This is a genomic window from Mesorhizobium sp. GW821-FHT04C10 (genome assembly GCF_059420305.1).
This window is the reverse complement of sequence record NZ_JBWKTL010000001.1, coordinates 6,095,010-6,107,518: the sequence shown is the minus strand read 5'-3', so window position 1 is coordinate 6,107,518 and position 12,509 is coordinate 6,095,010. Positions and strand designations below refer to the sequence as shown.

Sequence of the window (12,509 nt, the reverse complement as noted above, 5' to 3'; positions counted from 1 at the left end):
GGGCGCCCATGCTATCCGCCGAGCCGGAAATACTTGGCAGTGGCTGAAAACTGAGATCCGTCGGTTTCGATCTCCTCGAGAATCTTGGGCAGCAGCACCGATGCTGGCGTTGGCGCGGAGAAGGCAGCCGCCTGAATATCCTGCGGGCCCGTGATCACCATTATGATCTGAGGCACGGCCTTTCCTGCGGCTTTGTCGGCGGCGCCCAGCCCAATCGGGATGCTGAAGGTAGCCTTGTCCGATTGCACGACGATGCGGTCGTCGAGGTTGAACACCATGCCCTTGTGGTCGATCAGCAGCACACTGGAAATGAGCCCGCCATGGGTCACCAGCGTGCCGCGGATCGGCGTACCGTTCGGCACCGATGTCCGGTCGAGAACAAGCTGCGGTCTGTCGGCCGCGGTCTGCCCCAGAAAGCGCAGAAAGTTGGTGACTTCGCATTGGCTCGGCTCAATGAGGCGGACGCTGATGTCCGGCTCGACATGGAATTTTGCCTGGAAAGCGCCCAGCATCTGTTCGAATGGCTGGACAGCCGTGCCAAATCCTTCGATCGCGGGGGCCTTGTCGGCTGACGATGTCATGGTCGCATAGAAACAGTCGCCGCCGCTGAAGTCGCGAACCCAGGAGACTCGTTGCGCGCTGTCGTCGACGGCCGGGGGGATCGCTGGTTTGGGCACGCTCAACGCGACGACAGCTTGGTCCGGCTGTTTGGTTGGCGGCAACGAGGTTTTTTGGCCCTCGGCGTTCGCGGCATCTGTCTGGCTTGCAGTGGGTTTGGGTGCCGGCACGGCCGCCTTGGGTGCTTCCGGCTGGCTGATCTGTGACTCGGGCTTTTGGATCTGCACGGCCTCTGGCTGGGCCGGCGGCGGCGCTGCGACCTTTCCGGTTGGCGGCGTTGGAGCTGTCGTCTCGGATGCCGGGGCCGGCATCTGACTGTTGCTGGCCATCGTATCCGGCTGGATTGCCGGCGATGTCTCTGGCTGCGCGTTCGTTGCCGAAGGCTCCAGGGGCTTCGCTGCTTGCGGGGCTGTGGGCTTCGCCGGCTCCGGCGCTTGCACCGGCTTGGCATCTGCCTGGTTTTCGGCCGACGACGTGCTCGCTTCTGTTTGCGGTTGCGCCGCCATTGCCGGCGGCTTCGGCGGGGCCTCAGCCGGCGAGGGCGCTTCCGCGGGCTTGGCCGGCTGCGGCTTTTGAGCCCCCTCCGTCTCCGGCTGACTTTCAGTCGGCGCTACGCTGGCTTGCGGCTGCGCCGGCAGAACCGGCTTTGCCGGTTCCGGGGCGTTCGCGATCTTGTCGGCCGGGAGCGGCTTTGCCGTTTCCGCGGCAGGCTTTGACGGTTCGGGCGCGGAAAGCGACGTCTTGCTCGCAGTCGGTGGCGCGGGCGTCATGAAGCCGCCCAGGTAAAGGCCGGCACCTGAGGCGACAGCCAGCGTGGCCAGGGCGGCGATCGCGACGGTGCGGGTCCTTGCGGGTTTTCCGGGGGCGTTGCGGGCGGCCGCACGTGGCGGGCTGGGGTTCGCCCGAGGCTGCGGTTCGGACAAAAGCGCGGGCCGGACATGCGGGACGAAGGGTTGCGCGCCCGCGCCCACTGCCGCCGGCGCACTGTGTCCCAGGACGTTGGATGGCTGGGGCTGCGCTCTGGGATCGGGAGCAAGGGTCTGCCCGGCTCTGGGCAAGCCGGGCCGGTCGCGGGGGGTGATCGACGTCGGCGGCGTTGTTCCTTCGTCTTCGTCGCGCGTCATCCTGGCGATATCCGCCATGCTGACCGGCCGGTCCTGCGGATCCGGTTGCAGCATGGCTTCGACAATGCCGCGAAAATCCTCGTCGATGTCGGAGAGGTCGGGCACCGTCCGGCGCTTTTCGATGATCTCGAACTGTGATCCGCTCATGTCGATCGGCTTGCCGCGCAGGGCGGCGGCCAGCACCAGCCCAAGGCTGTAGATGTCGGACTGTTCACGGACGTCGCCGCTGTAAAGGCCGAGTTGTTCGGGTGAAACGTAGTTGTACTTTCCCGCGAACTTTCCGCCGATCAGCGTCTCACCGCCCACGGTCGCCGACCGCGCAATGCCGAAATCGATGATCTTTGCGCGGTCGACGCGGCCTCCCGGCAGGATGATGTTGTCGGGTGAAAGGTCGCGATGGATCGCGCCCGCCTGATGCACGGCGCTCAGGCCGGATGCGAGGCGATGGCAGAGCTTGCGCACCTCTTCCGTCGGCATCGGCCCGCGTCGCATGATGTCGAACAGCGACTCGCCGTCGACGAACTCCATGGCAAGGTAGGGACGGCCGATCCCGGGATCGATGGTGAAGACGTGGTATCGCACGACCGCGTCATGCGACAAATGGTTGAGGATCGAGGCCTCCTTGCGGAACAAGGACAGGATCGTCTGGTCACGGGCAAACTCGGGCAGGACGATCTTGATCGCGACGTGGTCTCCGGTCTGGATGTTATGGCCACGATAGACCTCGCCCATGCCGCCGAATGCGATCCGCTCGTCAAGTTCGTAGATGCCGCTGAGCTGCGTGCCTACGGCGGTGTTTGCCACCTGCGGCGATATTCGCGTCTTGTCGTCGGCGCTCATCAGCCTCAGCCCTCCGCTCTCGACAGATCAGCGCGCAGCGATTGTCCATTGCGCCCGTTTCCGATCTTCACCAGCACAATGGTGACATTGTCCGTTCCGCCCCGCGCCAGCACCGTTTCCAAGAGATTTTCGCAGGCCGCCTGCGGCGTTGCCGACACCACCGCTGCCTCGATCTCCGCGTCGGTGACATGCGCTGTCAGCCCATCGGTGCTCAGCACGAAAATGTCTCCCGGCATCAGTTCGCCTTGCTGGAAGTCGATGATGAAGTCATCGCTGACGCCGACCGCATGCGTGATGACATTGCGGCGTGGCCAGGTGAGCGCCTCGGCTGCACTGATCATGCCCCGGTCGAGCAGTTCCTGCACTTCGGTGTGGTCCTTCGAAATCTGCGAGATCGAGGCGTTGCGGATCAGGTAGATCCGGCTGTCGCCCGCCCACAGACAGGCAAACCGTCCGTCCATCGCCAACAGGGCGGCGACCGTGGAGCCGATGGTGATGCCGCGCGATTCCGATATCCTGCGGATCTCGGCATTGGCTCGGCTCAGCCTGTCCTCGAAGCGCGCCCGCAGGTCCGGAGCGGAGCTTGCGATGCCGATCGTGGCCAGATGGTCGACAATGCTGGCCGAGGCGACCTCTCCGGCATCATGCCCACCCATCCCGTCGGCCACCACCCAAAGCCCGGTTCGTGGTTCGAGCAGATAGTTGTCTTCGTTGACCTCGCGGACACAGCCTTTATGGCTCACGCCGAAGCTGTCAAAGGGAAGGGCGACATTGCTCAACTTGCCACCAAACGCGTCTTGCGCGTCCTCTGCGGCGCACTCGCGGGCGCTCGCTCTCGCCACTTTGCCACAGGCTCGACCATTAAAGTATAGAAATTAAGGTCCGGGCGCGTGGGGCTCATACAGCGTATCAACGCATTGAAAAGCTCGAAACTCATCTCAAAACGCCTTCGGACAGCTGAATCCCGAAAGTGCGGGAAGGAAGAAGGGGTTGGGCCCGGAGCCAGTCTGGATCGTATAGGTGACGTCACGCCCGCCGATCACGAAGCGGGCTTCGACATTGGGGTCGTTGCCGGTTATGGTCGCCTTGTCCAGCAGGCGTTTCAGCGCCCACGGACCTTCGAACTTGATGGCGGATTCGCGGCCTGGCATCTCCGGCGTCAGGCTCAGACTGGCGGATCCGGAAGCCGTGCCGCTCGGCCAGGTGACGGTGCTCGGCGTATTGCCCGCCTGGTTGCTCTGGACTGTCTGGCCATCGACATCGAGCACCGCCGCGTCGGCGTCGCCATGCAGTGAGAACGGCGTGAAGGTGATGCTGACCGAGGGCACCGAACCGCCCTGGGGAAAAAAGGCGCTGCGGATTTCGGCCGCCAGCTGGAAGTTCTTCAGCGTCGACTTCGACAGGTCGCGCCCGAAGCGCGCATCCTGCTTCCAGCTCCACTCCTGGCCCGTCATGTCGATCAGCGATGCGAGATTCTGGGCGAAGAACCGGTCCATCAGCCCGCCGGGGGCGAACAGCTTCGCGAAATCCGCCATTGCCATGTCCTCGGAGCCATTGCCGGAGAAAGGGTAACGGCCGTTGACGGCCGCCTCGCAGGGCGCCGTGACCGACTGATCGAGCATCTGGTTCAAATTCGCCACCGAGGTCTCGGTGACGTTACCTTCAAACTCGTCCGCCGTCGCATTGACCATTCTGGCGAGTTGCTTGGGCAGGCGTGAGACATTGGCGCGAAGAGTGGCTATCTGGAGCTGCAGGTTTGCGTTGACGCGTTCCGTCTGGGAGGGAACGTCGGTCGCCAGTTGCAGGCTCTGGTAGATATCGCGGAAATTCTGGGTCAAGGCATCGATCGGGCGGTGTCCGGCAGGACCGCCCACCAGGGTCTGGAACGATCTGAACTGCGCTTCGACGTTGGCCCCGGGATTCTGGTTTTGCGCGTTTGCGGATCCTGTGCCGGCACGGCTTTGCGATTTTCCGGTGGCAATTTGTATGCCGATGCGAGCCAGGCCCCTGGCCATGTTTACGGCCTCTTGTGACTGGCCTTGAACCGTGCCGGCTTCGGCACCTGAGTCCTTGCCGGAAACAGCGCCCCGCGTCAGTGCCGTTTCGTCGGCGATCGCGGTAAACAGCTGTTCGATCGGCGAGGATGGCGAGGCGACGGCGGAAAGCGCGATATAATGCGGCTTGTCCTTCAGCATCGCCTTGAATTTCAACCCGTCGAGAACGCCGTTCCACGCGGCTGCGAACTCCTTCCCGTAACGATCGAGAAGTTCGGGGCCGAGCTTGAGCAGGTCCTGGTCGATGCCGCCTTGCTCGCCGCCGCCGCCGAGCACCCACTGGTCGTCGACGAGCATCTGCGCAATGTGCGAGAGCTGACCGAGATAGAAGTGATTGAAGCCGGCCCAGGTGTAGAGGCCGGGCACGCGAAGGCCTGAGAGGTCGCTGCCATCGACACGTTCGAACAATAGCTGCGCTTCCGGTCCGCCTTTTACGGAAACGGAAAAATCGTCCAGCGCCGCCGAATACACCGCCGACTTGATCAACGCGGAGGCGCGGTCGGCAAGGCTCATGCGCCCGAGCGAACGCTGGGCGGCTTCGATGAGGGGTTGGTTGAGTTCGAAAACCGGATCATAGGCGTCGTCCAGGGCAAGCATGGCGCGCAGGTGCTTCTCGAGTTGCTCGCGTCCCGCGCGGTTGTTTTCGCCTGGATACCGGTTTTGCTCCCAATCCTGCTTCATCCACGAAACGATCAACGCGTCGTCGACCTTCGGCGCCTTGCCGCCGAGCATCAGATAGATCTTCAACGGCTCATAAAGCGCGGCGGGATCGGCCATCTTGGCCTGGATCGTCCGCTCGGCCTGGATCAGCAAACGCGACCGCAACATGCGTTCCAGCGCTTGCCGGTAAGCCGTCCTGGATGCCGAAAGAAGTCTCTCCCGTTGGCTGAGGCCGAAGGTCTCCTCGATCGGTGTGGACATGTCGCCGGTTTCGAATCCAGCCGGCAGATCGCGCAACTGGTCGAGCGGGCCAATGACGTTTTCGAGGTCGACGTCGGTGACCTCGGTACTTTTGAGCAGCGTGTCCGCCGTCGCGCGATACTGGCCCATGGCCTGCGTTGTGGAGGCGATCAGTGATCTGTTGGCCGTGAAGCTCAGGGCCAAGGTGCCGAGGGCCGCCGCGGCGATCAACGCGATGGCGCAAAGTCCTGCAAATCTGGCGATCGCCGCACGCCTTACAGCCGATTTGTCGTAGGAGACCCATCCGGATTCAGCGAAAATGACGCCCGTCAGCAGGTCATGCAAGAAGAAGCTTTTGCCGGTTCCCGAAAGATGGGCGCGGGAATTGCCGCCGAAGCTGCGGCCGATCGCGCCCAACACCTGATCGATTGGCGTTCCCTCTTGCGTGCCTGACGAAAAATAGAGGCCACGCAGGCTGACATTCACCTGGCTGCGGGCCGGATCGAACAAGCCGGCGACAAAACGCGTAATTCGGCTCTTCAGCGCACCAAACTGCGCCGGAAAACCAAAGGCGGATATGCGCGCGACCGGATCGACCTCTTCCTGAAGGCGGTCGGGCATCTCCTCGACCAGGCGTCTTGCCAGCGCATCGAATTCGGCCGGGGCCTCGGCCGCCATGTTCTTGTTGCGATCCGTGGTTTGGAATGTCGCGCCCCAGACCTTGCGCCGGCGGGGCTCGTCGAAAGCGCCGAAGTAATCCATGAACCCGGAAACAAGATCGGCCTTGGTGAACAGCAGATACACTGGAAACTGGATCTTCAGCGTCTCATGGATTTCCCGCAGCCGGCTGCGTATCTCCACGACGTGAGCATCAAGCTGCTGATCGTCGAGGCCGATGAGATCAGCGAGGCTGATCGCCAGGATGACGCCGTTTATCGGCTGCCGCGTGCGGAACTGCTTGAGCAGCGACAGGAAGGCGAGCCAGCTCTTCTTGTCGCTCTCGGCATTGGAATCCTGCGTCGTGTAACGTCCGGCGGTGTCGATCAGCACGGCCTCGTCGGTAAACCACCAGTCGCAGGCACGTGTTCCGCCGACACCGGCGACCGGCTGGGCATCACCCGAACCTGCCAGCGGAAAATTCAGACCCGAATTGACCAGTGCCGTTGTCTTGCCCGCACCGGGCGGGCCGATGATGATGTACCAGGGGATCTCATAGAGGAAATTGCGCTTGCCGCTCGACCGTTTGAGCGCGGCGATCGCTTCGTTCATGCGCGCCTCGAGCACCTGTGAGTCGTCATCCCTGTCGTCATTACGGGCAACGGCGGTCTCCAGCGCCTTTTGTGCCTTGCGCATCCGCCAGAAACGCAATCCATAGAAGAGCGCCACGGCCGCCACGATCACACCGATGATTGCCGCGCGCAACCAGGCCGGCCCAAGAGGACGGCTATCGGCGAAGCGGATCAAAGGTCCGGCAAACCACACTGCCGCCGAAAAACCGGCCAGCGCGATCACGCTGAATATCCGCAGCAGCCAACGCGTCATCGGCGCATCCAACCGGCCCTGCTCACAATGTCTCCTCCTTGGCGATCATCACATCGACACGGCGGTTCTTGGCGCGGCCTTCCGGTGTTGCATTGTCGGCGATCGGCTCGTCCTCGCCCTTGCCGTCGACCGTCAGTCGCGAAGGATCGCTCAACTTCTGCGCCATCATGGTTTCGACGGCCTTCGCCCGGGCGACGGAAAGATCGAAGTTGGACTTGAACGGGCTCGATTTTCGCGGCTTCACATTGTCGGTATGGCCGACAATCCTGATTGGTCCGCGCTCGGGTTCCAGGGCGGCTGCGATGTCGGCGGCTATCGGCTGGAACTCCGGCTTTGCGTCGGCTCTGCCGGACTGGAACACCAGGAGATTGTTGATTTCCACGACGATGAAGTCGCCCTTCGTCCCGACGGTCAACCCGCCGGCTCCGACATCCTTGGCCAGTGCCGAGCGGATGCGATCGATCTGCGTGGTCGTGGCTGCCGGAGGGGTGGCTTTCTCCGGCTCGGCCAAAGGCGCCACGCTGGCGCGCTCGATGGCGATCGGTGTCGACGGGTTGAGGGCCAGCAATTCACCAGCGGTGGCGTCGCCTTCATTGGTGATGACGATCCGCAACGCGAAGAATGCCGCCGTCAGCAGCGCCGCTGCCGCTGCCGCAACGGCCCAGAGCGGCAGGCGCGTCGAAGACTGCGTCATCGTCGCCGCCAGGCCCTGCCAGCGAGGCGAGATGTCTTCGTCGGCGCGGGGCCTGAAATAGCGAAGTGTTTCGTAGACGTCGCGCCGGACGCGTTCGAGATTGGTGTCCTCGCGTGTCAGGCCGCGATATTGGCCCTCGTACCCCAGCGACAGGCACACATGCATCAGTTCGAGCAGATCGTAGTGCGCCTCCGGGCTGGCCAAGACTTTATTCAGCGCTTCGAAAAAGCCCGTGCCGTTGGGCTCGACGTGGAAGAACCGCGACAGCATGCTGTGCCGCGCCCAGGCGTCTTTCGATGGCCACGGCAGGTTGCCGATGAGATCGTCGGCGGTTTCGCACAGGACAAATTTCGCAATCCGCGCATCCTCTTCGGCAACGCCTGCTTTCTCCAGTGCGCTGTCGAACTTGTCGATCGCCTCGGTGACGTGTTCCGCCAACGGCTCCGCTTGTCTCTCGACCGGGATAAGCCTGAGCTGGCCGAACAGCATCAGCAACGGTGCGGCCGCGGCAAGGATCTGATTTGCCGCGGCATATCGGACACTGTCCGTGACATTGAGCAGGGTCTCCTGCGGCAGGGCCGGAGCCGGAGCGTCCGCGGAAGGTGTTCCTTGATAAATCACGGTTCCGGATGTCCAACCGGGCGGTGTATGCCGGCCGACGCCGGGATCGAACACGGTCGAGTCCTTGACCTGCGAGGGCTGTCCGCCATCCGCGACGGGAGGGCTCGGTGCCGGTTTTCGCTCACGCCGTGGCGTGGCGCGAATGACGGTCTTGCCCGCCGGGCCGAAAGGATCGTCCTTCGAGCTCATCGCCGATCGTCCGTTCGCGCCAGGCACCCGCTCTCTTGCCGGACAGGCGCAGAGCCTTTCGCGGTCAGGTAAAGCAACGCCGGGCCCTGCGGGGCAGGGCAGTGTCTTGAGGACGGTCGGCTATATCTCGCTATCCCGCCGTAAGATGACATTTGCCTCAGACCCCCAGGTCGATGAGCCTTACCCGCTTGGCGAATTGTCGTATGCGATCGTAGTCTCAGAAACTCCCGATTGGAACCGGATGCCGCGCACCGAAGAGGTATCTTCGTTGGCTGTGGCGCCACGGCTCCCCTAAAGCGCCTATTTCTGCTTGTCGGCCTTGGCATAGGCTTCGCTGAAATAGGCCAGGAATATGTCCAGCATGCCGTTCTCGTGTGCTTCCTCCATGGTTCGCCAGGTCGCGACAAAAGCGTCCCAGGCCTGGCTCTTTTTCGACGAGAACGACGTCGGCGGAAGCTTTCTTCCGATCGCTTCAGGAGACAGGTCGTCGAGCAGCCGCGACAGTGCCGCTTGCATGGCGGCATAGGTGGCGAATTCGTGCGTCTTGAGATCGCGGAACGCATCCTCGATGCTGCGCCTGGCATCGAGATAGCCGGCACGGCGCCGTGCGAACATGATTTCGAGGATGTCGTCGGTTCCCGGAACGAACTTCAGGGGATTGTTGTCGGCGGCGCTGATCATCGTTCGTTGTGTGCTCTTGGCCAGCATTTTCGCGGCCGCGCGGGCTTTCAGCAGCAAGGTCAGTTCCTCGACCACCGTCCGCAGCACCGCGCCGATTTCGGCGGCAACCTCATGCGGGTCGCGCGATTGCAGCAATTCCGGCGAGATGCCGGCGGCGATCGCGATTTCCCGCAGCACCTCGTCTCGTGTCGAGGGAAGCGACGAGGGTTGCGACGAGAATGCCGGAGCCGTAACCCGTTGCCCGGACCGTTGCTCCGCAGGATCGAAGAAGGGTCCATCTCCGAATTCCAGCGACCGATTTGTCGCGGCCGGCATTTCTCGCTGCGTCGGGCTGCGGCTGGGATGACCTGTCGCGGCGCGCTCCTCGTCGATCGACACGAAGATGACATAACGGCCGATCAGCATCCGGTCGCCATGGCCCAGCCGGTGTGGGCCGGCCATGCGCTGGCTTGATCCGTTGACGTAGGTTCCGTTGCGCGAGACATCGTGCAGCCAGAACGCGCCTGCCTCGTATCGAACCTCGCAATGCCGGCCCGAGATGAACTTGTCGGGGTCCGACAAGGTCCAGTCGCAAGCATCGCGTCCGATTTCGAAGCTGCGATCGCGCGCCGCGTAGCCGGTCGAGATGCCGGCGGGCAAGGCGTCGACATTGTTGATTTGCAGACTGATATACATCCAGGATCGCCGTCGAACGCTGACCGATACTCCACATTCTAGCAGTTTGCACATACAACAGGACAGCAGTGTTTCGAGCCGTTGCATCGACAGGGCAAGGTTTAGCCGCCGTGTGTCCTCTTTGGTTGGCAGAACAATATGTGGTAGGCTCAACATGGCCTGGTGCGGCGGGTCCTAAAAGGTTCCTCAGCAGATGGAACTTCAAATCCACCGCGTCGGCGGCCGCGTCCAGGAGGGGCTCGACCCATGCCGAACGAACGTGCCACGGTTGTGCAGACGCCGGTCGGCGCCGAGCTGACCTTCACGCATCTTGTCGGGCGCGACGAGATCAGTCGCTGCTTTGCCTATACGGTCGGGTTCGTCGGGCCCAACTCGGACATCGATCCAGCGAAGATGCTTGGGGGCGCGGTTTCGGTCGAAGGGGAATCCGATCCGAAACGGTGGTTCAGCGGCCTGGTGTCCGAGTTTCGCCTGACCCGCATCGAGGACCGGCTGGCCTACTACGAAGCAGTCGTCAGGCCGTGGCTCTGGTTTCTCGGCAACACCACCGATTGCCGGATCTTTCAGAACATGACCGCTGTCGAGATCGTCGAAAAGATCTTCTCGAAATACGGTACGGCGAAATTCGAGAAGCGGCTGCAAGGGTCGTACCCCTCGCGCGAATACTGCGTGCAGTATGACGAGAGCGATCTGGATTTCGTGCAGCGCCTGCTCGAGCACGAAGGCATCTTCTATTTCTTCGAGCATGACGAGGGCAAGCACACGCTCGTGCTGTGCGACGCCATGAACAAGCTGAAGCCGGCGCCGGGCTACGAGAAGATCCTTTACAATTTCGAGGGACAGGGCTCGCGGCGCGACGTCGAATACATCACCGAATGGATTCCGGGCAGTTCGGTGCGGCCGGGGGCCTATGCCCATACCGACTATGATTTCCAGAAACCTGGCGCCGATCTGATGGCGAAGTCCGCCCAGCCGTTCAGCCACAAGGAAGCCTCCGGCGAGAATTATCGCCAGCCCGGGGCGCATCTCGATGTGGGGCGCGGCGACACCCTGGCCGGCATCCGGCGCGAGGAACTCCAGGCCGTGCACCAGCGCATCACAGCCGTTGGAACCGTGCGCGGCCTCCATTCCGGCTGTACCTTCAAGCTGGAGAGCTTTCCGCGCGATGACCAGAACCAGGAATATCTGGTGATCAGCGCCGAATACAGGTTGTTCGATCCGGGCTACAGAACCCAGAACGAGGCCCACAGCGAAAACTTCAAGGTCGTGCTGGGCGTTGCGCCGACTGCCTTGCCCTATCGCCCGCCCCGGATCACGGCGCGGCCGATCATGCGCGGGCCGCAGACGGCGACGGTTGTCGGCCCTTCCGGCGAGGAGATATTCACCGACAAATATGCCCGGGTGAAAGTGCAGTTCCACTGGGACCGCCTGGGCAAGAAGAACGAAAACAGTTCCTGCTTCGTGCGTGTCTCACAGACCTGGGCCGGCAGCGGCTGGGGCTTCATTCAGATACCGCGCATCGGCCAGGAGGTGATCGTCGACTTCCTCGAAGGCGACCCTGACCTGCCCATCATCACCGGCAGGGTCTACAACGCCTCGCAGATGCCGCCCTACGGCTTGCCGGGCAACGCAACGCAATCGGGCTGGAAATCCAACTCTTCGAAAGGCGGCGGTGGTTACAACGAGCTGATGTTCGAGGACAAGGCCGGCTCCGAGCTGGTCAACTTCCAGGCCCAGAAGGACCACAACCTGCTGATCAAGCACGACCGCACCAAGCTGGTCCAGCACGACCAGTCCGACCGCATCGACCACGACGCCAAGCACTCCGTCGGCCACAACCTCGACGAGGACGTCGGCAACAACAAGACGGTCAAGGTCGGCGTCGACCAGACCACGAATATCGGCTCGAACGACACCGAGACGGTGGGCGCGAACCGCTCGCTTACGGTGGGGGCGAACGAGACGATCCACGTCGTCGCCAATTCGACCGAAAACATCGACGCCAACCATTCGCAGACCGTGGGACTGGTTCAGACGGTCACCGTGGGCGCAGCACGCATCGACACGGTGGGCGCTGCCGAAACCCGAACTGTAGGCGGCGTTCAGACCAACACGATTGGCGCCGCCCGCTCGGTCACGGTCGGCATCAGCCAGAGCCACGATGTTGGCGCGTCGGACAGTTGGAACGTCGGAACAAGCCAAGGCATACAGATCGGGTCTGATCAGGGCGTCAAGATCGGCGGGGCCCAGAACACACAAATCAGCAAAACGCATATCATCAAGGTCGGCGAGGATGCCTCAACTCAAGTCAATGGGGCGCACGAGCTCAAGGTCGGGAAAAAGAGCCTTATCCAGGTCGGCGAGGACGCGGGCATGGTGGTCGGCAAGAACCTGACCATCGAGGCCAAGGAGTCCGTCACGATCAAAACAGGAAGTGCCGAAATTGTCATGAAAAAGGATGGGACGATCACGATTAAGGGCAAAGACATCACCATCAAGGGTTCAGGAAAGATAGACGTCAATGCTTCGAGCGACATCATCATGAAAGGCTCGGAGATAAAGCAGAACTGA

At 62.6% G+C, this 12,509-nt stretch carries 6 protein-coding genes; 1 reads left to right on the top strand and 5 read right to left on the bottom strand.

The window, feature by feature from the left end; translation table 11 throughout:
• Positions 1–11: 11 nt before the first annotated feature.
• The 5 genes from AC07UC_RS29565 to tagH all read right to left on the bottom strand — a co-directional run bounded on the left by AC07UC_RS29565 (position 12) and on the right by tagH (position 9,938).
• Positions 12–2,582, bottom strand: coding sequence for a serine/threonine-protein kinase (locus AC07UC_RS29565; protein WP_494908319.1), 2,571 nt, complete (start codon positions 2,580–2,582; stop codon positions 12–14).
• A 5-nt stretch (positions 2,583–2,587) separates the two neighbouring features.
• Positions 2,588–3,361 (bottom strand): PP2C family protein-serine/threonine phosphatase, encoded by a 774-nt coding sequence (locus tag AC07UC_RS29560; protein WP_140775174.1) that lies wholly within the window; start codon positions 3,359–3,361, stop codon positions 2,588–2,590.
• A gap of 159 nt (positions 3,362–3,520) precedes the next feature.
• Positions 3,521–7,078, bottom strand: a complete 3,558-nt coding sequence (tssM, locus tag AC07UC_RS29555; RefSeq protein ID WP_494908317.1) for a type VI secretion system membrane subunit TssM — start codon at positions 7,076–7,078, stop codon at positions 3,521–3,523.
• 22 nt (positions 7,079–7,100) lie between these two features.
• Positions 7,101–8,582 (bottom strand): type VI secretion system protein TssL, long form, encoded by a 1,482-nt coding sequence (gene tssL / locus AC07UC_RS29550; protein ID WP_494908316.1) that lies wholly within the window; start codon positions 8,580–8,582, stop codon positions 7,101–7,103.
• Between the two features lie 300 nt (positions 8,583–8,882).
• The gene (gene tagH, locus AC07UC_RS29545) at positions 8,883–9,938 is read right to left on the bottom strand and encodes a type VI secretion system-associated FHA domain protein TagH (protein WP_494908315.1); all 1,056 of its coding nucleotides are present in this window, start codon (positions 9,936–9,938) and stop codon (positions 8,883–8,885) included.
• Positions 9,939–10,184: 246 nt separating this feature from the next.
• Between tagH and AC07UC_RS29540 the strand changes: the two genes are divergently transcribed.
• The gene (locus AC07UC_RS29540) at positions 10,185–12,509 is read left to right on the top strand and encodes a type VI secretion system Vgr family protein (protein ID WP_202323663.1); all 2,325 of its coding nucleotides are present in this window, start codon (positions 10,185–10,187) and stop codon (positions 12,507–12,509) included.

What these genes read in the sequence shown, in the direction of transcription:
- AC07UC_RS29565 (WP_494908319.1), bottom strand. Translation starts at nt 2,582, where the DNA reads ATGAGCGCCGACGACAAGACGCGAATATCGCCGCAGGTGGCAAACACC.
- tssM (WP_494908317.1), bottom strand. Translation starts at nt 7,078, where the DNA reads ATGACGCGTTGGCTGCTGCGGATATTCAGCGTGATCGCGCTGGCCGGT.
- tssL (WP_494908316.1), bottom strand. Translation starts at nt 8,582, where the DNA reads ATGAGCTCGAAGGACGATCCTTTCGGCCCGGCGGGCAAGACCGTCATT.
- tagH (WP_494908315.1), bottom strand. Translation starts at nt 9,938, where the DNA reads ATGTATATCAGTCTGCAAATCAACAATGTCGACGCCTTGCCCGCCGGC.
- AC07UC_RS29540 (WP_202323663.1), top strand. Translation starts at nt 10,185, where the DNA reads ATGCCGAACGAACGTGCCACGGTTGTGCAGACGCCGGTCGGCGCCGAG.